General features: G+C 62.0%; 17 protein-coding genes. 10 read left to right on the top strand and 7 right to left on the bottom strand.

Going from position 1 to position 20300, the window contains the following annotated elements:
- Positions 1–272 precede the first annotated feature (272 nt).
- From MESCI_RS24850 to MESCI_RS24840, 3 genes are all read left to right on the top strand, one after another.
- Positions 273–2258 carry a nucleoside-diphosphate sugar epimerase/dehydratase gene (locus MESCI_RS24850; protein WP_063167692.1) on the top strand — a complete coding sequence of 662 codons (1986 nt, stop codon included), beginning with the start codon at positions 273–275 and terminating at the stop codon, positions 2256–2258.
- Between the two features lie 93 nt (positions 2259–2351).
- Complete coding sequence (locus MESCI_RS24845) at positions 2352–3287, top strand: glycosyltransferase family 2 protein (RefSeq protein WP_013532715.1); 936 nt, start codon at positions 2352–2354, stop codon at positions 3285–3287.
- A 122-nt stretch (positions 3288–3409) separates the two neighbouring features.
- The gene (locus tag MESCI_RS24840; protein ID WP_013532714.1) at positions 3410–3946 is read left to right on the top strand and encodes a sugar transferase; all 537 of its coding nucleotides are present in this window, start codon (positions 3410–3412) and stop codon (positions 3944–3946) included.
- Between the two features lie 35 nt (positions 3947–3981).
- On the opposite strand, the gene MESCI_RS24835 is transcribed toward MESCI_RS24840, so the two are convergent.
- The 3 genes from MESCI_RS24835 to MESCI_RS24825 are packed head-to-tail and all read right to left on the bottom strand — an operon-like array spanning position 3982 to position 6697.
- Positions 3982–4917: an NAD-dependent epimerase/dehydratase family protein gene (locus MESCI_RS24835; protein WP_013532713.1), complete on the bottom strand. Its 936-nt coding sequence runs from the start codon at positions 4915–4917 to the stop codon at positions 3982–3984.
- Entirely contained in the window at positions 4914–6212 is a 1299-nt protein-coding gene (locus MESCI_RS24830) for an O-antigen ligase family protein (protein WP_013532712.1), read from the bottom strand. The genes MESCI_RS24835 and MESCI_RS24830 overlap by 4 nt, the downstream gene beginning before the upstream one ends.
- Positions 6209–6697: a hypothetical protein gene (locus MESCI_RS24825; protein WP_127224166.1), complete on the bottom strand. Its 489-nt coding sequence runs from the start codon at positions 6695–6697 to the stop codon at positions 6209–6211. The genes MESCI_RS24830 and MESCI_RS24825 overlap by 4 nt, the downstream gene beginning before the upstream one ends.
- On the opposite strand from MESCI_RS24825, the gene cysD reads away from it, so the two are divergent.
- Genes cysD through cysQ form a run of 3 tightly spaced genes read left to right on the top strand, consistent with a single transcriptional unit; the run spans position 6696 to position 10343 of the window.
- Positions 6696–7601 (top strand): sulfate adenylyltransferase subunit CysD, encoded by a 906-nt coding sequence (cysD, locus tag MESCI_RS24820; RefSeq protein ID WP_013532711.1) that lies wholly within the window; start codon positions 6696–6698, stop codon positions 7599–7601. The two genes, MESCI_RS24825 and cysD, sit on opposite strands and share 2 nt — an antisense overlap.
- A 2-nt stretch (positions 7602–7603) precedes the next feature.
- Positions 7604–9541 (top strand): sulfate adenylyltransferase subunit CysN, encoded by a 1938-nt coding sequence (cysN, locus tag MESCI_RS24815; RefSeq protein ID WP_024503688.1) that lies wholly within the window; start codon positions 7604–7606, stop codon positions 9539–9541.
- 10 nt (positions 9542–9551) lie between these two features.
- Positions 9552–10343, top strand: coding sequence for a 3'(2'),5'-bisphosphate nucleotidase CysQ (cysQ, locus tag MESCI_RS24810; RefSeq protein WP_063170189.1), 792 nt, complete (start codon positions 9552–9554; stop codon positions 10341–10343).
- Positions 10344–10357: 14 nt separating this feature from the next.
- On the opposite strand, the gene MESCI_RS24805 is transcribed toward cysQ, so the two are convergent.
- The 4 genes from MESCI_RS24805 to MESCI_RS24790 form a co-directional block, all read right to left on the bottom strand.
- Positions 10358–11500, bottom strand: coding sequence for a DegT/DnrJ/EryC1/StrS family aminotransferase (locus MESCI_RS24805; RefSeq protein ID WP_013532708.1), 1143 nt, complete (start codon positions 11498–11500; stop codon positions 10358–10360).
- Positions 11501–11747: 247 nt separating this feature from the next.
- Positions 11748–12671, bottom strand: a complete 924-nt coding sequence (locus MESCI_RS24800) for a carbohydrate kinase family protein (protein WP_013532707.1) — start codon at positions 12669–12671, stop codon at positions 11748–11750.
- Entirely contained in the window at positions 12668–13114 is a 447-nt protein-coding gene (locus MESCI_RS24795; RefSeq protein WP_013532706.1) for an RbsD/FucU family protein, read from the bottom strand. The genes MESCI_RS24800 and MESCI_RS24795 overlap by 4 nt, the downstream gene beginning before the upstream one ends.
- Positions 13114–14340: an ROK family transcriptional regulator gene (locus MESCI_RS24790; RefSeq protein ID WP_013532705.1), complete on the bottom strand. Its 1227-nt coding sequence runs from the start codon at positions 14338–14340 to the stop codon at positions 13114–13116. The genes MESCI_RS24795 and MESCI_RS24790 overlap by 1 nt, the downstream gene beginning before the upstream one ends.
- 267 nt (positions 14341–14607) lie before the next feature.
- Between MESCI_RS24790 and MESCI_RS24785 the strand changes: the two genes are divergently transcribed.
- The 4 genes from MESCI_RS24785 (at position 14608) to MESCI_RS24770 (ending at position 20292) form a co-directional block, all read left to right on the top strand.
- The gene (locus MESCI_RS24785; RefSeq protein ID WP_395316708.1) at positions 14608–15585 is read left to right on the top strand and encodes a sugar ABC transporter substrate-binding protein; all 978 of its coding nucleotides are present in this window, start codon (positions 14608–14610) and stop codon (positions 15583–15585) included.
- A gap of 159 nt (positions 15586–15744) precedes the next feature.
- Positions 15745–16806, top strand: a complete 1062-nt coding sequence (locus MESCI_RS24780; protein ID WP_013532703.1) for an ABC transporter permease — start codon at positions 15745–15747, stop codon at positions 16804–16806.
- Complete coding sequence (locus MESCI_RS24775; protein WP_224621066.1) at positions 16782–17591, top strand: ATP-binding cassette domain-containing protein; 810 nt, start codon at positions 16782–16784, stop codon at positions 17589–17591. Before MESCI_RS24780 ends, MESCI_RS24775 begins: the two co-directional genes overlap by 25 nt.
- Positions 17592–17823: 232 nt before the next feature.
- Entirely contained in the window at positions 17824–20292 is a 2469-nt protein-coding gene (locus tag MESCI_RS24770) for a glycogen/starch/alpha-glucan phosphorylase (protein WP_013532701.1), read from the top strand.
- The last annotated feature ends 8 nt before the right edge of the window (positions 20293–20300 follow it).

Below are 20300 nucleotides of genomic sequence, written 5' to 3'. Positions count from 1 at the left end.
CGGCAAAACCGAAACAACGCTGACGCGGCGGCAGTGTCCAAATCGCAACGCACCGATCGGACTCCACCGATCCAGTAACAGGGCGTCAAGCTTACTCGTATTCACGCTCTTGTCCGAAAAAACCTCTGGCTATGCCCTCGCACCCGCAGTATGCGATACAGGACGGCGGGGGTCGGGGATGGCACGTGGGTAAGGTGATTGATCGCGAAGTATCTTCGTGTTCGCACTTCGCTGGTGTCGATGCCCTTGAGCCTGGAGTCTAGTGCCGTCCAATGAATTCCCATCTAGAAGCTGTGTTCGGGCTCAGGCCACAGATGCGGCGCGCCTTCATCATGGTCCAGGACGTGGTCATGGTCCTGGTCGCCGTGGCACTCAGCCTTATTCTTTCGCGGTCGAATCTTTCGTTCGAAGCGTTCTCCAACGAGGGTCTGGCGACATGGGCGGGCATCGTCGTCATCAGCCATTTGTTGTTCCGCTACAGTGGCCTTTACACCACTGTCTGGCGCTTCGCCTCGACGCCGGACTTTTTCAACATCCTGAAGAGCTGCGCGATTTTGACGTTCACTCTTTACATGGCGTCGCTGCTGCTGCGTTTTTACCGGCCGGTGGCGGGGCTCAACGAGCGTCAGTTCATCGTCTTCTTCCTCGTCTCCTTCACCATCATATCGGCACCCCGGCTGTTCTACCGCTTCCTGCGTGACGGCGCGAGCTGGGGGATTCTGAGCCGCAAGACCGACCAGCAGGCCAAGCGCGCTCTGTTTGTCGGCCGGCTCGGCGAGGCCGACCTGATCATTCGCTTCACGCGCACGGCGCAACCGGCGGACTATTCCATCGCAGGCATCATGGCCACCGAGCGCGGCGCACCGTTGGGCACGCGGATTCAAGGTGTTCCCGTGGTGGCGACAATGCCGCGCCTGATCGATGTCCTGGAAGACTATGCGACCGGCACCAAGAGCCTGGACTTGCTGATTTTCGGCAGCGGCGCCGAGCACGAAATCGAGGACTATTCGGAACTTGTGCGCATTGCCCGGCACGGCGACATAAATGTGGTGCAGTTCTCAGGCCTTTCGGAGTTGGAACAGCACGGAAAGCTGGTTCTCGACACCGTCGAGATGGAAACGATCCTGCGCCGGCCGACGGTCGCGTCCGATATCCAGCGTATCGGCGCCTTTGTCGGCGGCAAACGCGTTCTGGTGACCGGCGGTGCCGGTTCTATCGGTCAGACGCTGGTCAGGCGGTCGCTGGAACTCGGAGCCGAGGCGGTGCTGGTCGCCGACAACTCCGAGTTCGGCATTTTCCAGCTGAGCCAGTATGTTGACGAGAAGGACCACGACCGCCTCAAGGTCCGCATCGTCGATGTCGCGGACCGGCGCCAGATAACGCGTGTCGTCACGGAATTCCGGCCGGACATCATCTTTCATGCCGCGGCCCTCAAGCATGTTCCGCTGCTCGAGGAAAACTGGGATTCGGCCATCCAGACCAATATCTTCGGAACGCTCGTCTGTGCCGAGGTCGCCGCCAAGTGCGGGGTTGCGCAATTTGTCCTGATATCGAGCGACAAGGCGGTGGATCCCTCGTCAGTGCTCGGCATGACGAAGCGGGCCGCCGAACAGATCATCAGCGCCTTGCATGGCACGCCGGCAGGCGAGACAAGCGGGCGTCGCCCGGCCACCAAGTTCATTGCAGTGCGGTTCGGCAACGTCTTCGGCAGCAATGGTTCGGTGGCGACCATATTCCAGGCGCAGATCGAGGCCGGAGGGCCCGTCACCATCACCGACCGGCGCATGACACGCTATTTCATGACCGTGGCCGAAGCCGTCGATCTCGTCATCATGTCGGCGGCCGATGCCGCGTCGCGGCAGAGCGGAGACGATTATGCCGTCTATATGCTCGACATGGGCAAGCCGGTACCGATCCTTGAAGTGGCCGAAACGATGATCCGCTTGTCCGGAAAGAGCCCATACAAGGACGTCGCGATCCGGTTCACCGGCATAAGGCCGGGTGAAAAACTCCACGAAACGCTGCATGGCGAAGACGAGGAACTCGTCGAACTCGGCATCTCGAAGATTTTCGGCCTCAGCACGGACGTCGTGGAATGGTCGGATGTCCAGGTCGCGCTCACGGCGCTGCAGCAGTCGGCGAAAAACCAGGACAAGGCTGCCGCGCTCGCCGCATTGGCAGGTCTCGACCGCGCCAAGAAGGCCAGGGCAAGTGCACGTCAAGACGCGATTCCGAAGACGGCCGGGCAGGCGACCTAGAACAATTCCGGGAAAAGCGCACGGCGCTTACCTTTGGGAATTGCGCCAAATCAAAGAGATAGATCCAATCAGAATCAGAAAGCGATCTTGCTCGTGAGCAAAGATGATCTGCGCATCGCGGTCCTGATGGGCACGAAAGACGGCGCCGCCTTCATCGAGGAGCAGCTGCAGTCCCTGCTCGAGCAGTCGCACCCTCTGGTCGACCTGTGGATATCCGACGATGGCTCCGTCGATGGCACGACCGCCATCATCGAGGCATGGAAATCCCGCTGGCGGCCCAAGTGTCGAATGACGCTCGTCGAGGGGCCGCGGCAAGGCTTCGCCGCCAATTTCCGCTCCATGATCGTCGATCGACGCATCGAGGCGGACTGCTATGCCTTCTGCGACCAGGACGATATCTGGGAGCCCGACAGGCTGGAGAGCGCTATCGACTGGATGCGGACCCAGGATGCGAAAATCCCGCTGATGTTTTGTTCGCGAACCGCGACCATGACGGAAACAGGAAGCCTTGTCGGCCATTCGCCTTTGTTTGCCCGGCCGCCAACCTTTCGCAACGCGCTTGTGCAAAGCATCGCCGGCGGCAACACCATCCTGCTCAACGCAGCGGCACGCAACCTGCTGGCCAGGGCCTGCATGCGGACCGGGTTCGTCAGCCACGACTGGTGGGCCTATCTCATCGTGACCGCCGCCGGCGGCATCGTCCGCTACGATCCGCGGCCGCTGGTGCGCTACCGGCAGCATGCGGCAAACCTGGTCGGCGCCAACGTATCCTGGAAAGCAAGGGTGTCCCGGCTTGGCCGCCTGTTTAAGGGGGAATTCGCCGGCTGGACGGACCTCAACCTTGACGGTCTTGCCGTCAATCGCGACCTCCTGACCGAGGACGCGATGGTGTGCCTCGACCTTTTCACCCGCGGGCGCGACGGCGGCCTTTTCCGCCGCTTGGCAGGCTTGCGCCGAAGCGGCGTCTATCGGCAGACCGTTTCCGGAAACCTGGGGCTCTATCTCGCCTTCGTCCTGGGGCGCATCTGAACATTGCGACGGCTGCGTGGCGCGCTTGGTCAAGAGATCGGCTCATGCTACGTCGACCGGATTGACGGCATTGGCCTGCGGCATTGCCTCGGGACTTCGGCAGGGAGCACTATCGGCCGTTCATGAAGGCAGCCAAGCAAATCTTCGATCTTGCCGGTGCGGCTCTGCTGCTGGTGGCGACATCTCCTGTCTTGGCGCTCACCGTCCTTGCCGTTCGGGCATCGTCGCCGGGCCCGGCTATTTTTTCACAGGTGCGGGTCGGCCGTGACGGTCGGCTTTTCCGCTGCCACAAGTTGCGCACGATGTATGTCGGGACGCCGTCGCTACCCTCGCATGAGGCGCCGGCGGATTCCGTGACATCGGTTGGAAAGGTCTTGCGGAAGTTCAAGCTCGATGAGCTGCCGCAATTCTGGAACGTCTTGAAGGGGGAAATGAGCCTGGTCGGGCCGCGGCCCTGCCTGCCGACCCAGACGGAATTGATCGAGTGTCGCAGGCGGCTGGGGGTTTTGGCGGCGCTGCCGGGCATAACCGGCCTGGCCCAGATCAGGGGCATCGACATGTCTAACCCGGAGCTCTTGGCGCAAACGGATGCTGCCTACCTCCGCACCGCGTCGTTCTGGCTCGATCTTCGGATCCTGTTTGGAACGCTCTACCGCTGAGCAGACCATGAAAAGATCATGGTCAAGCAAGAAAGTCAGGATCTGCTGAGCCGCGCCAGCTCGGCCAGCCGCTCAAGCGTGCCGGCTTCGGGCGTCCACCCCTGCGATACCAGCAGGGCGGGGTCGCATATTTGTGTCGCGGTCAGGCTGTCCCAGAACGCCCGCCTGCCGAGTGCGGCCACCACCGGCCGTATCAGCCCGGCCGGCATCGCCATCAGGCGCACAGGCCGCCCCAAACCTCTGCGAAAGACGGCGATGACGGCGTCGAGGGCGACCGGCGGCACATCGGCGCCGACATAGATCGGGCGAAGCAGCCCGGAATGGCTGAGCAGGTGCGACACTGCTCGCACCGCGGCCTCGGAAGACATCAGCGAACGGATTCCGGTCAAGGCACCAGTCGGCAGCGGCAGCGGCGTATCGGCAAGGCGCATCAGCGTTGCCAGATTTCCCCTCATGCCACTTCCATAGACCGGAGGCAGGCGCAACACGGCGGCGTCGGAGCGGCCATGCGACGCATAGGCGTCCAAAACCGTGATCTCGCTTTCGCGCTTCGAGCGTCCATAGGCGCATTGTGGGGCAGGAAGCGTGTCCTCGTCGATCGTTGCGCTGACGTGCGCGCCGATCACCGCCCGGATCGAGGAGAGATGAATGAAACGTCCGCTTATCTGGGCCGCCGCTGCATGCGCCAGCCTTGCGCTCAGTTCCACATTGGCCGCCTGGTAATCGGCTTCGGTTGCATTTCCCCGATCATTGTTGAGGCCAGCGCAATGGACGACGTCAGTCATATGCCGGGTCAGTTCCAGGAAGGCGGCGGCCGGCGCATCGAAGCCGGGCATCGGCACAGTCTCGTTCTCCGAACCAAGCCTCTCGGGATGGCGGGAGGCGAGGCGAAGCTCGGCACCGGCTTCGCGTAAGTGGCGCACGACAAGACGCCCGATGAAACCTGTCGCGCCCGTGACCAGAACCTTCATGGCCTTGCCCGAGACAGGTCTTGCGTGACTGGTGCAAGTGCCGGTTCGTCCAGCAAAGGAACATGACGTCCGGAGGCGAGATATGTTCCGCTCACCAGGAAGACCATCAGCACCGAGTCCAGAATGTCATGGCCGACCAGGATGCCTGTCATTCCGGCCGTCAGATAGGTGATCACCACGACGACAATCATGGTGGCGCCGAACCGCTCGTTCGGATCGCTGCTGCTTCGCAAGACCCGGGCGGCATTTCCAGCGGCAACGATAAAGATCGCTGCCAGCGTCACGGCGCCCAGAATTCCTGCTTGCACCAAGGCGGTCAGGAAGCCGTTGTGGAAATGGTTGAAGCCTGTGTCCATCGCGAACTGCTCATGAAAGCCCTGTTTGATCAGAAGCTGGGTTGCACCCACACCGTGCCCGAACAGTGGCATGTCATGGAATGCTTTGAGGCCGATCTCCCAAAGCGCAACACGTATTCCCAACGAGGTGTCGTAGTTGCCGCTAGCTCCAAGCGCACCCCAATCGGAGCGCAAAAAGTCGACCCGCCCGGATATCGCCTGGAAGCTGGAAGCGGCGATCACGACGCCGACTGCCGCCAGCAGCAGCAGCAGGCGAACGGCATTCCTGCCCCTGAGCCTGTGCCGGTTGATCAACATGACGGCTATGCCGGCAATCAGCAGTGCCAGCCAGATGGTACGCGAGCCGGAATAGATGACGGCGATCGTCCCGGCCAGTGTCGCGTAGAAGAGGGGTGTCCGGGCTTGCTCAATACTGGACAAGGCGCCAGCCACACACGTCACCACGGCAAGGCAGACGACGGTTGCGAAGACGATCGGATTTCCGGCTCCCCCCTCCGCCCTGACGCCAATCCAATATTGCTGGATGACGGCCATGAGCAGCGCGACAAAGCAGGCGGCCATGCTGGAAAGCACGACGATGCGGGCAAGCGTGGTTTTCTGCGTGTTGCTCCAGGTCGAATAGGACACGGGAAAAAACAGGAAGGTGACGAGCGGGATAAGATGCGGCGCATCCCGGACAAACGAGTTGTTGACGATGGACGCCAGGAGATTGGCGGCGCAGTAGGCATAGATCGCGACCGTCATCCAGATCATGGGCCGGTCGGCGTTGAAGCGCCTTTTCCCTAAAGCAATCAGCAGGGCGGACGAAAGGCCTCCGCAATTGAACACAAAGCTGACCACCGACCCCAGAACCGGTGGAAAAAAGAAGCAAAGGATGGAGAAGTAGTTGTTGATCCGCGAAGGCGAGAATTGCTGTGTGAGGGATGAAAGCCGGTTCAATTTTCGGGCTCGCTGTTTTCGGCAAGTGTCATGCGGCGGATCTTGTTTAGCGAAGTTGAATGCGCTCGCCTCGAAATTGCCCATGCCTCATAACGCGCTTGCCCGCTGCCGAAGCTGGTATAGCGGCCGCCCCCCGTTTTCGATAGTGTATCTGGTGGATTGCCACCGAAAATCGGCGGCAGGCGACGGTCGGCCAAGGGAAGTCGCTTGAAAGCCGTAGCCGGCCATTCAAGCAATATTTTCCCCGCGTTTTCTCGGTTGTTGAGCTTGCGGGCAGGAATTTCCGGGTTTGATGGTATCTGTGGAAAATTCATTCTCGAACCATGTGCGGCCGGGCCAGTCTTGCATTGTTCTTGACAACGGCGATCTGCTAGAACGCCGGCACGAGGAAGATTGTCCAGAAACAAGGCTCGAACCGGGCGCAAAAGCTCGATGATTTGAGGCAGGTCTTCTGTTGGAAATACGAAAGAACGCCCACGGTCCATGACAACAGCGCTTACGCATCTTCAGCGGCTTGAGGCCGAGTCCATCCATATATTCCGCGAGGTTGCGGCCGCCTTTGCCAAGCCGGTCATGCTCTATTCGGTCGGCAAGGATTCATCCGTGTTGATGCATCTGGCGATGAAGGCGTTTTATCCCGCCAAGCCGCCATTTCCCTTTCTTCACGTCGACACGACGTGGAAGTTCCGCGAGATGATCGCCTTTCGCGATCAGATGGCGCAGAAACTCGGCTTCGATCTCCTGGTTCATGTCAACGAAGACGGCGTGCGCGACAACATCAATCCGTTCGACCATGGTTCGAACACCCACACCCATGTCATGAAGACCGTGGCGCTGCGCCAGGCGCTCGACAAATACGGCTTCGACGCGGCCTTTGGCGGCGCACGTCGCGACGAGGAGAAATCGCGCGCCAAGGAGCGCATCTTTTCCTTCCGCAATGCCCAGCATGTGTGGGATCCGAAGAACCAGCGCCCCGAAATGTGGAAGATATTCAACACCCGCATCGCATCGGGTGAATCGATCCGCGTCTTTCCGCTGTCGAACTGGACCGAGCTGGATATCTGGCAGTACATCCTGCAGGAAAGTATCCCGATCGTGCCGCTCTATTTCGCCAAGGAACGGCCGGTGGTGGAACGCGACGGCATGCTGATCCTGCGGGACGACGAGCGCATGAAACTCCGCCCCGACGAGACAGTGGAGAACCGGCTCGTGCGGTTCCGCACGCTTGGCTGCTATCCGCTGACTGGCGCCATCGAATCGGAGGCCGACACGCTGGAAGCCATCGTCGGCGAAATGCTGACGGCACGGACATCCGAACGGCAGGGGCGCCTGATCGACCGCGATGAAGCCGGCTCGATGGAAAAGAAGAAGCGCGAGGGGTACTTTTGACCATGCGCCACATCATGGCAAAGAGCCTCGCCCCCACCGACGGCGTTCGCGACTATCTGGCGGCGCAGGAGAAGAAGTCGCTGCTGCGCTTCCTGACCTGCGGCTCGGTCGATGACGGCAAGTCGACGCTGATCGGGCGCCTGCTGTCCGACACCAAGCAGATTTTCGAGGACCAGCTCGCCGCGCTCGAACGCGATTCGCGCAAGCATGGCACGACGGGCGACGACATCGATTTCGCACTGCTGGTCGACGGCCTCGAGGCCGAGCGTGAGCAAGGCATCACGATCGACGTCGCCTACCGTTTCTTTGCCACGCCGAAGCGCAAATTCATCGTCGCCGACACACCTGGTCACGAGCAATACACCCGCAACATGGCCACCGGCGCCTCGACCGCCGACCTGGCGATCGTGCTGATCGATGCCCGGCAGGGTGTGCTTCGCCAGACAAGGCGACATTCGATCATCGCCTCGCTGCTCGGCATCCGCCACGTCGTGCTGGCCGTCAACAAGATCGATCTTGTCGATTTCGATCAGACGGTTTTCGACCGGATCGTCGAAGACTACGGGCAATTCTCGCGCGATCTCGGCTTCCAGACCATTGTGCCGATCCCGATGTCGGCCCGTTATGGCGATAATGTCAGCCGTCGGTCGGAAAGCATGGAATGGTATTCCGGCCCAACGCTGATCGAGCATCTCGAAACCGTGTCGGTCGACCAAGCGATGGTCGAACTGCCGTTCCGTTTCCCGGTCCAGTATGTCAATCGTCCCAATCTCGACTTTCGCGGCTTTGCCGGCACGGTCGCTTCCGGCTCGGTTGCGCCCGGCGACGAGGTCGTTGTCGCCAAGTCGGGCAAATCCTCGCGCGTCAAGCGGATCGTCTCGTATGGCGGCGATCTCGCCCAGGCGGCTGCCGGACAGGCCGTCACGCTCGTCCTCGACGACGAAGTCGAAATCTCGCGCGGCAACATGCTGGTTTCGCCTGCCGCACGGCCGCAGGTCGCCGACCAGTTCGCCGCCAACATCGTCTGGTTCGACGAGCATGCGCTGCTGCCGGGCCGCTCCTACATCCTGCGCACCGAGACCGACCAGACCAGCGCCACCGTCACCGATCTGAAATACCGGATCAACGTCAACGACTTTGCCCATGAAGCGGCCAAGTCGCTCGAAATGAACGAAGTCGGCATCTGCAACATCTCGACGCGGACGCCGATCGCCTTTGATCCCTTCGCCGAAAACCGCACAACCGGCGCCTTCATCCTGATCGACCGCATCTCCAACGCCACGGTCGGCGCCGGCATGATCCTGCACTCGCTGCGTCGTGCCGAAAACATCCATTGGCAGTCGCTCGATGTCGGCAAGCGCGTGCGCGCCGACATGAAGAACCAGCGGCCCGCCGTGTTCTGGTTCACCGGGCTGTCGGGATCCGGCAAGTCGACCATCGCCAACCTGTTCGAAAAGAAGCTGTTCGCCACCGGCCGTCATACTTATATCCTCGACGGCGACAACGTCCGTCACGGTCTCAATCGCGATCTTGGCTTTACCGATGCCGATCGCGTCGAGAACATCCGCCGCGTCGCCGAGGTGGCGCGTTTGATGGCCGATGCCGGGTTGATCGTCATTGTTTCGTTCATTTCGCCGTTCAGCGCCGAACGGCGCATGGCACGTGAATTGATGGCCGACGGAGAATTCGTCGAGGTGTTCGTCGATACGCCCTTCGAGGAATGCGCCAGGCGTGATCCGAAGGGCCTCTATGCGCGCGCGCTGAATGGCGAGATCAAGAATTTCACCGGCGTCGATTCCCCTTATGAAGCGCCGGAAACCCCGGAGATCCATCTGCAGACACTCGGCAAATCGGCCGAAGAGATGGTCGACGCCCTGGAACACTGGCTGAACGAGCGCGACATTGCCGAAGACCAATACGATAGCGGCGGCGGCATCTGACGACAGGCTGATGCTTGAAATCTTCGAGCGCCTGGCCTTGTCGGCCGGGCGCGAGGTGATGCGCGTGTTCCACGCCGGCTGTGCGGTTGACCGCAAGTCCGACGCCTCGCCGGTGACCGAGGCGGACCGCGAGAGCGAAAAGATCATTCTCGCCGGACTGCGTGCCGCATTTCCCGATATCCCCTGCGTGGCCGAGGAAGAAGCTTCCGCCGGTATCGTGCCGCCCGACCTAAATGGGGCTTTCTTCCTGATCGATCCGCTCGACGGCACCAAGGAATTCGTCAACCGCCGCACCGATTTCACCGTCAACATAGCGCTGGTTCGCGATGGCGTGCCGGAAGTCGGCGTCGTCTTTGCGCCCTGCGCGGGCCGCTTCTTTTCCGGCCTGCCGGGAAGGGCGGAATCTCTCGAAATCGATGGCGGCTACCAGATCGTCGGCCGCCGGCCGATCTCGGTGAGAAGGGCCGTGGCGCCTCTGGCCGTCGTCGCCAGCCGTTCCCACAACACGCCGGAAACCGAGGCCTATATTCGCGACCTTGGTGCCGCCGAAATCGTCTCGGTCGGTTCGTCCTTGAAATTCTGCCTTCTCGCCAGTGCCGAGGCTGATGTCTATCCGCGCTTCGGCCGCACCATGGAATGGGACACGGCGGCAGGCGACGCCATCCTGCGCGCCGCCGGTGGCATGACGCGCACGCTCGATGGCCAGCCTCTGGTCTATGGGAAGCGCCGGCAAAGCGACGACGAGGATTTCGCCAATCCGCATTTCATTGCCAGCGGCGGGGCAGGGGTCAGCCCCGCCTGAGAAGGCCCGGTAGCTTACTCGGCCGCTGCCTGCGCCGAATTCGAGCCTATATAGTTGCGGATCGTCTCGATGATGCGGTCCTGGTCGGCTTCGCTGAGATAAGGGTGCATCGGCAGGCACAGGATCCGCTTCGGCAGGTCTTCCGAAACGGCAAGGCCGGTCGGCGTGCGCGGATAATCGCGATAAGCGACCTGGGCATGCAGCGGCTTCACATAGTAGATGACAGACGGAATGCCCTTTTCGCCGAGATGCGCCCTCAGCCCGTCGCGCTTCGGCGTCTCGATGGCGTATTGCGCCCAGGCCGAACGGCTGCCGTCCAGATTGCGGGCGGCGGTAACGACGTCGCCAAGCCCATCGGCATAGCGCTGTGCCACGACCTGCCGGGCGACCATCTCGTCTTCGAGAATGGCCAGCTTCTCGATGAGGATCGCCGCCTGTATCGTGTCGAGCCGCGAATTGATTCCGACGCGGACATTGTCGTACTGCGTCTCGCCCTTGCCATGAAAGGCGAACGAGCGAAGCTGTTCGGCCAGCGCATCGTCATTGGTGAACATCGCGCCGCCGTCGCCGTAGCAGCCAAGCGGTTTTGCCGGATAGAAGCTGGTCGAGCCGACCGCACCGAAGGAGCCGCACATCTTGCCGTCGAGCGAACCGCCCATCGACTGGGCGGCATCCTCGATCACCATCAGGCCTTCGCGGTTGGCGATCGCCATGATCGCCTCGTAATCGGCGGCAAGGCCAAACAGATCGACGGGAATGATTGCCTTCGGCTTCAGCCTTCCTTCCTTCTTGATCATGGCAATGGCCGCTTCGAGGCTGGCAATGTCGATGTTGTAGCTGTGCGGGTCGACATCGACGAACACCGGCGCGGCCTTGGCCAGCGCCACCACTTCGGCGGTGGCGGCGAACGTGAAGCTCGGCACGAACACCGCGTCACCCGGGCCGACGCCGGCTGCAAACAGCGGCAACAGCAGCGCGTCGGTGCCGTTGGCGCAGGCCACGACATGCTTGGTACCGATATAGGCGGCAAGCTTGTTCTCGAATTCGGTGACTTGCGGGCCAAGAATATAGCGGCCCTCGTCAACGACACGGTCGATCGCGGCCTTCAGCCGGTCGCGGATTCGTTCGCGCTGCGCGCCAAGATCGATGAACTGCATGTCGGCCTCAAAATGGGTTAGCCAGATAATCGGCCGCTGGTACCAGAGTTGCGCTTGCCGAGAAAGCCGGGCAGGCGGAGCCCTAAATTGCGGAAGTGTCGCAGTCCGTTACCAGTTTTCCCGGCGAATGTCAGTCAGATGCCGGAAATCCGGGCTTCGTCGGGCGCCATCCCGCCCTTATAGCCTTGGAAAGAGCCCCTGCGAAACATAAAGTGATCGATTGGGCTCAACTTATGTTGAGCGTTGCTCAGGCGATTTCATGTCGCCAGGGTGGATTGGCGCCGGCCCGCGACACGGTCACTGCCGCCGCCTTCGCGCCGAGCGCCAGCGCCTTATGGATGGCGTCTTCCGACAGTCCGGAAATCGCCGCCTTCGTCAGCAGGCCTTGCTCGTGCAGCGAGGCGAGGATGCCGGCGTTGAACGTGTCGCCGGCGCCGACCGTGTCCGCCACCTCGACCCTTTCGGGCATCACCGTGACGGCGTGCTCCTTGCTGTAGCCGATCGCGCCTTCGCCGCCATGGGTGACGACGATCAGCTTCGGGCCGCGGTCCAGCCAGTTGCGGATGACATCCTCATGCGAGCCGGCTTCGCCGAACCAGTTCAGGTCTTCGTCCGACAGTTTCACGATGTCGGCCATCGCCATCATGGTGCGAATGCGCTTGAGGTGCTTGGGCTTGTCCGGGATGAAGTTCGGCCGGATGTTGGGGTCGAGCATCATGACGCGGCTTTCATGCTCGCGCCGCATGAACTCTTCATAGGCACTGCCGGCCGGCTCGGAAATCAGGCTGATGGCGCCGAACAGCATGGCTTCGATCTCGTTGCCGAGCTGCGGCAAATCGTCGATCGTCAGCATGCGTCCGGCGGTGTTCTCGTCATAGAAAGTGTACGTCGCCTGGCCGTTGGTGAGCTTGACGAAGGCCAGCGTGGTTGGCCGTGGCGAGGTGTGTGCATAGGTGGAACTGACCTTGCTCGCCCCAAGCGCATCCCGGAATTGGCCGCCGAACAGATCCGACGACAGGCCGGAAAAGAAGCCGGCCGGCGCGCCGAGCCGGCCAAGTGCGATTGCCGTGTTGAATACGGCGCCGCCGACATAAGGCGCAAAGGCCGGCTCGCCCGCTGTCGTCGTGCGCGGCAGCATGTCGATCAGGGCTTCGCCGCAGCAGAGGATCATGGCTTCTTGGTCTCCGGCGGATAGATCACGCCCTTGCGTATGATGATGTTGGCGTAGAGCCGCGGCTCGCTTGTCGCGACGATGGCATGCGCCGATTTGACCCGTGCATAGAAGTCGGCGCCGGCCAGCGCAACCACCTTGCGGCCTGGCGCCCGTTTGGCGCAGATCGCTTCGATCTCATGATGGACAGGATCGGCAAGCGAGGGATCGCCTCGGACCGAGGCGCGAAACAGCGCCTCCGGCACGGCGTCATCGACAGGCAGGACACTCAATATCGCATCGAGTACCGGGATAAGAGGGTGGCCATCGGCGCGTACCAGTCGGGTTGCCTGCTGTTCCGCCGGATAGTTTCCGTCGACAAGGGCGATTTCGTCGCCATGGCCCATGCCGCGCAGGATCGCCAGAAGCTCCGGACCGAGCAGCGCCGGGATTCCGATCAGCATCAGGCGCTCCTGGAAATCGTCGTCGAGCCGATCAGGAAGCGTTCGGAAAGTGGCAGGCTGGCGCCGCCGAGCGCCCGGGCATGGATACCGACGGTTCCCTCGCGAATGGCGGGCAGCTTCAAGCCTTCGCCGTCGATCGTGGCGATTGCCGCAATGATGGCGTCGACCAGCTGGCGGCGCACCGCCTTCGGCATCCAGCCGTCGATCACCGCCGCTTCGAAATCGATGATCGAGGATGCGGCGACGATGGCGTAAGCGAGCGCCCTTGAGGCGCTGGCGATCCAGCCGTCGAGTTCGGGTCCGATCTCGCCCCAGTCGTCCGGCGAGGTCCACAGATGCGAGGCCTCGATGCCGCGCGCATTGAGCGCCTTTTCGAGCATGGCGATGGAAGCGACATCGATCAGTTGGGTCGGCTTGCCGTCCGGCCCGGGCACGGGCATGGAGCCGAGCGCTCCGGCATTGCCGGTCGGGCCGCCGAAAAGCCGGCCGTTCAGCACAATGCCGCCACCGGCAAAGGCGCCGATATAGAAATAGACGAAGTCACGCGCAGCGCCCGCCTGCCCGAAGACGAGTTCGGCGCCGCAGGCCGACGTGGCGTCGTTCTGCAAATAGACCGGAAAATCGCATTGCGCCTGGATGTCGGCCCTGATGTCGCGGTGACGCCATTCGTCCATCACGTCGCGCGGGGCGCCGGCGGTATCGGCCCAGTTCCACAATTCGAACGGCATGGCGATGCCCAGCCCGGCGATGCGCTTGTCTTGCGCGGGCGTCAGCTCGCCGCGCATCTGCCGCATGCCGTTGCTGACGAAGTCCACCGTCTCGCGCGGCGCCGGGTAGCGATAGGAATGCTGTAGCATCGAACGGACATTGCCAAGGAAGTCGATCAACACCAGTTCAGCGCTGCGGCGGCCGATCTTCAGGCCGATGAAGAAAGCGCCTTCGGGATTGAGCGCCATCGGGATGGAAGGCTGGCCGATCTTGCCGCGCAACGGCGCCTGACGCAGCAGGAGGCTTTCTTCCTCCAGCTCGCGCATGATGACGGAAACCGTCTGCGCCGAAAGTCCGGTCATGCGGGCGATGTCGGATTTTGCCAGGCTGCCGTGTTGACGCACCAGCGACAGCACCAACCGCTCATTGTGGTCGCGCATGCCGCTCTGGTTGGTGCCGCGGTGAATGAGACTGTCATTCACCTCGGGCGAACCGTGCCTCGCAATGGCCGTTTCCACCCTGTTCCTCCCGTCGTTTCCCCTCAATGCTTTTGGGCCAGAATGGGTGAACGAAGCAATGCTGTCAATAATAAATAAGAGTGATTTAATTATTGACACGGGCTTCGGCCTGGTGTCTGTTAAGGCAGCGTCCACGCTGGGAGAATTTCGTTGGATGCGCTGCAGGTGCCGGTTGGCCGGCATCGGAATGGTTCCACTGGGAGGAAAATCGTGACCAATACAAAATTGTTGAAATCGACCGTGTTTGCCGCCGCGGCTCTGGGGCTGATGGCGTTTGCCTCGTCCGCATCCGCGGCCGGTGTCGGCGCCTGCCTGATCACCAAGACCGACACCAATCCCTTCTTCGTCAAGATGAAGGAAGGCGCGACCGCGAAGGCCAAGGAACTCGGCGTCGACCTCAAGACCTATGCCGGCAAGATCGACGGCGACAGCGAGAGCCAGGTCGCGGCGATCGAAAGCTGCATCGCCGATGGCGCCAAGGGTATCCTGATCACCGCATCCGACACCAAGGGCATCGTGCCGACCGTGAAGAAAGCGCGTGATGCCGGCCTGCTGGTGATCGCGCTCGACACGCCGCTCGATCCGATCGACGCCGCCGATGCGACCTTCGCGACGGACAATCTCGAAGCAGGCAAGCTGATCGGGGCCTGGGCCGCCGCCACGCTCGGCGACAAGGCCAAGGACGCCAAGATCGGCTTCCTTGACCTGACGCCTTCGCAGCCGACTGTCGACGTGCTGCGCGACCAAGGCTTCATGATGGGCTACGGCATCGATGTAAAAGATCCCAACAAGATCGGCGACGAGACCGATCCGCGCATCGTCGGCCATGACGTCACCAACGGCAACGAAGAGGGCGGCCGCAAGGCGATGGAGAACCTCCTGCAGAAGGACAACACCATCAACGTCATCCACACCATCAACGAGCCCGCCGCTGTCGGCGCCTACCAGGCGCTCAAGGCTGTCGGCCTCGAAAGCCAGGTGCTGATCGTTTCCGTCGACGGCGGCTGCCCCGGCGTGAAGTCGGTGGCCGAAGGTGTCATCGGCGCCACTTCGCAGCAATACCCGCTGCAGATGGCTGCACTCGGCATCGAGGCGATCGCCGCTTTTGCCAAGGACGGAACCAAGCCGAAGCCGACCGAAGGCAAGAACTTCTTCGACACCGGCGTCAACCTGGTGACCGACAAGCCGGCCACCGGCGTCAAGTCCATCGACACCAAGGAAGGCCTCGCCAAGTGCTGGGGCTGATGCCGTTCTGACCGGCATCCAAGGAACCTGAGCGGTCGGGGCTTGATCCCCGGCTGCTTCGGGTGGACGATGGCTCGCGTGACCGCGAACAATCCCGGCAGCAGACCGGAAAGGCGTGGACTGGCGTCGGCGTTTGGCTGAAGCCTACGGGGAGAAAACATGGCTCAAGCTCAGGAATTCGAGAAGGTTCTCTCGAGCAGCGACACCAGCGTTGCTGCTTTTGACGAGCACAAATCGGCCGTCAAGCGTATCCAGCATTTCTTGCATTCGACGCCGGCCGCGGTGCCGCTGATCGTCCTGGTTCTGGCGATCATCGTCTTCGGCATCACCATCGGTGGGCGTTTCTTTTCGTCCTACACGCTGACGCTTATCCTGCAGCAGATCGCCATCATCGGCATTCTGGGGGCTGCGCAGACATTGGTCATCCTGACCGCAGGCATCGACCTGTCGATTGGTGTGATCATGGTGATTTCAGCGGTGATCATGGGCAATTGCGCGGTCTCCTACGGCATGCCGAGCGCGCTCGCAGTGGCGATCGGGCTTGCCGCCGGCGCCGCCTGCGGGCTGCTCAACGGGGTGCTTGTCGCCTACATGAAGCTACCACCCTTCATCGTGACGCTTGGCACCTGGAACATCGTCATGGCCACGAACTTCATCTATTCGGCCAACGAGACGATCCGCGACACCGACGTCGATACCCAGGCGCCGCTGCTGCATCTCTTTGCCATCAGCTTCAAGGTCGGCACTGCGGTGCTGACGCTCGGCGTCATTGCCACGGTCCTGCTCGTGATGATCCTCTGGTACGTGCTCAATCACACGGCGTGGGGCCGCCATGTCTACGCCGTTGGCGATGACCAGGAGGCGGCGAAGCTGTCGGGCATCCAGACCAAGAAGGTGTTGATGACGGTCTACACCTTGGCCGGCCTGATCGCCGCTTTCGCGGCCTGGGTCTCCATTGGCCGCAACGGCTCGATCTCGCCGTCGGCTGCCGTCACCGACTACAATCTGCAGGCCATCACCGCGACGGTGATCGGCGGTATTTCCCTCTTCGGCGGACGCGGCTCCATCCTGGGCACGCTGTTCGGCGCGATGATCGTCGGCGTCGTTTCCATGGGCCTCAACATGCTGGGCGCCGATCCGCAATGGAAGGTGCTGCTCACCGGTGTGCTGATCATCGGCGCCGTGGCAGTCGACCAATGGATCAGAAAGGTGTCGGCATGACCATGACCCAGGAGCCCATCCTCACCGCGCGTGGCCTGATCAAGCGCTATGGCCGTGTCACCGCCCTCGACAATGCCGACTTCGACCTTTATCCCGGCGAAATCCTCGCCGTCATCGGCGACAACGGCGCCGGCAAGTCGTCGCTCATCAAGGCGATTTCCGGCGCGGCCGTGCCCGACGAAGGCGAGATCCGGCTTGAAGGCAAACCCGTCGCCTTTAAATCGCCGATGGAGGCACGCGAAGCCGGCATCGAGACCGTCTACCAGAATCTGGCACTGTCGCCGGCGCTCTCGATCGCCGATAACATGTTCCTTGGCCGCGAGATCCGCAAACCGGGTTTTCTGGGCGATTGGCTGCGTATGCTCGACCGTCCGGCGATGGAAAAGCGCGCCCGCGACAAGCTTACCGAGCTTGGCCTGATGACCATCCAGAACATCAGCCAGGCTGTGGAAACGCTCTCGGGGGGCCAGAGGCAGGGCGTTGCGGTGGCGCGCGCGGCCGCCTTCGGCAGTCGTGTGGTGATCATGGACGAGCCGACGGCCGCCCTTGGCGTCAAGGAAAGCCGCCGCGTGCTCGAGTTGATCCTCGACGTCAAGAAGCGCGGCCTGCCGATCGTGCTGATCTCGCACAACATGCCGCATGTGTTCGAAGTGGCCGACCGCATTCACATCCACCGGCTCGGCCGTCGCCTCTGCGTCATCGATCCCAAGCAATATACGATGTCCGATGCCGTGGCCTTCATGACCGGAGCAAAGGTTCCGCCCGAGGCAGCGCTGGCGGCCTGATACATGTCGCCCAAGTGCTGGAGGGTTGGCGGCACGGCAGGCACGGAACAGGAATTTGAAGCGCGTCGCGCGACCGTCTTGGCGCGTCACACTTGCGAATTGCCAAATTGCCGCAGGGGGCATGCCGGTTCGGGCATGTTTAAATCGATTGAATATATAGCGGTATCAGCTAGCATGGGCTGGGAGGAGCGATGAAAGCCGGTATGATCATGGCAACCGCACGAGAGGCATCATGACGAGCGCGATGACATCCGAACCCCTTCCTCCACTGCTCGAAAATCCTGATCCCAAGACACTCGCACGTGAAGTCTTGGTGGCCCTCAAATACCGGGTCGGCAAGGATACCGCCGTTGCGACCCAGTACGACTGGCTGACCGCCTCGATCAAGGTCGTGCGCGACCGGATCGTCGATCGCTGGATGCAGGCGACGAAGGAGGCGTACGATCAGAAGGAAAAACGCGTCTATTATCTGTCTCTGGAGTTCCTCATCGGCCGCCTGATGCGCGACGCCTTCTCCAATCTCGGCCTGATGGACAACATGCGCGAGGCCCTGTCGTCCCTGGGCGTCGATCTCGATCTCATCGCCGCACTCGAGCCGGATGCCGCACTTGGCAATGGCGGCCTCGGGCGGCTTGCGGCCTGCTTCATGGAAAGCATGGCGACCGTCGACATTCCCGCGCATGGCTACGGCATCCGCTATGCCAACGGCATGTTCCGCCAGGAGATTCACGACGGCTGGCAGGTCGAATTGCCTGAAACCTGGCTCGATCACGGCAACCCGTGGGAATTCGAACGCCGTGAGCGCTCGTTCGAGGTCGGTTTCGGCGGTTCGGTGGAATCGATCACCTCCAAGGACGGACGCCTCGAACGCCATGTCTGGAAGCCGACCGAGCATGTGCTGGCCGTCGCCTATGATACGCCCGTCGTCGGCTGGCGGGCCAACCGCGTCAACACGCTGCGGCTCTGGTCGGGCATGCCGGTCGATCCGATCCTGCTCGACAAGTTCAATGCCGGCGACCACATCGGCGCGCTCGCCGAAAGCAACAAGGCCGATGCCTTGTCGCGCGTGCTCTATCCCGCCGATTCCCACAAGGCCGGGCAGGAACTGCGGCTTCGGCAGGAATATTTCTTCTCCACCGCATCGCTGCAGGACATCGTTCAGCGCCATCTCAGCCAATATGGCGACCTGAAGTCCTTGCCCGACAAGGCTGCGATCCACCTGAACGACACCCATCCGGCCATCGCTGTGCCGGAGTTGATGCGCCTGTTGATGGACGTCCACGGCATGGACTTCGATCAGGCCTGGGACATCACCCAGCGCACCTTCGGCTACACCAACCACACGCTGCTGCCCGAGGCACTGGAAAGCTGGCCGGTGCCGCTGTTCGAGCGGCTTTTGCCGCGCCACATGCAGATCGTCTATGCCATCAACGCTGAAGTGCTTCTGGAGGCGCGTGCGTCCAACCAGTTCTCGGACGAGCAGATCGGCCGCATCTCGCTGATCCAGGAAAATGGCGACCGCCGGGTGCGCATGGGCAATCTGGCCTTTGTCGGTTCGCACTCGATCAACGGCGTTTCGGCGCTTCACACCGACCTGATGAAGGAGACGGTGTTCGCCGATCTGCACAAGCTCTATCCCGATCGCATCAACAACAAGACCAACGGCATCACGCCGCGGCGCTGGCTGATCCAGTGTAATCCCGGGCTGACGTCGCTTGCCCGCGAGGCGATCGGCGACCGCTTTCTCGATGACATCGACGCCATCAAGGATCTCGACGGTTTCGCCGGCGATGCCGCCTTTCGCGACAAGTTCGCCGCCGTCAAGCGAGCCAACAAGGCGCGGCTGGCCAACCTCGTCGCCGACCGGCTCGGCATCAAGGTCGATCCCTCGGCGCTTTTCGACATCCAGATCAAGCGTATCCATGAATACAAGCGCCAGCTTCTGAATATCCTCGAGGCGATTGCCCTCTACGACCAGATCCGCTCGCATCCCGAGCGCGACTGGATGCCGCGCGTGAAATTCTTCGGCGGCAAGGCGGCGCCCAGCTACCACAATGCCAAGCTGATCATCAAACTCGCCAACGATGTCGCCAAGGTCATCAACCGCGATCCGGCCGTGCGCGGTCTGCTGAAGGTGGTGTTCGTGCCGAACTACAATGTCAGCCTTGCCGAGATCATGATGCCGGCCGCCGATCTGTCCGAACAGATCTCGACCGCCGGCATGGAAGCGTCGGGCACCGGCAACATGAAGTTCGCGCTGAACGGTGCGCTGACCATCGGCACGCTCGACGGTGCCAATGTCGAGATCAAGGAATGCGTCGGCGACGACAACATCTTCATCTTCGGCCTGACCACCGCCGAGGTCGCCGAGCGGCGCAACAACGGCTACGATCCGCGCGCCGTCATCGAAGGCTCGCCTGAGCTGGCGCAAGCGGTTGCGGCTGTTTCGTCAGGCGTCTTCTCGCCGGACGATCCGGAGCGTTACCGCGATCTCATCAACGGTCTCTACAACAGCGACTGGTTCATGGTTGCCGCCGATTTCGATGCCTATGCCGCCGCCCAGCGTGAGGTCGATGCGGTCTGGCGCAACAGTCCCGACTGGTACGCCCGGGCAATCCGCAACGTTGCGCGTGTCGGCTGGTTCTCCTCCGATCGCACGATCCGCCAATATGCGAAAGAAATCTGGAACGTGCCTGTCTGATGTGATTG

The organism is Mesorhizobium ciceri biovar biserrulae WSM1271 (assembly GCF_000185905.1).
GTDB lineage: Bacteria > Pseudomonadota > Alphaproteobacteria > Rhizobiales > Rhizobiaceae > Mesorhizobium > Mesorhizobium ciceri.
Note: the sequence above shows the minus strand (reverse complement) of the source record. Positions and strands in the feature narration are given on the sequence as shown.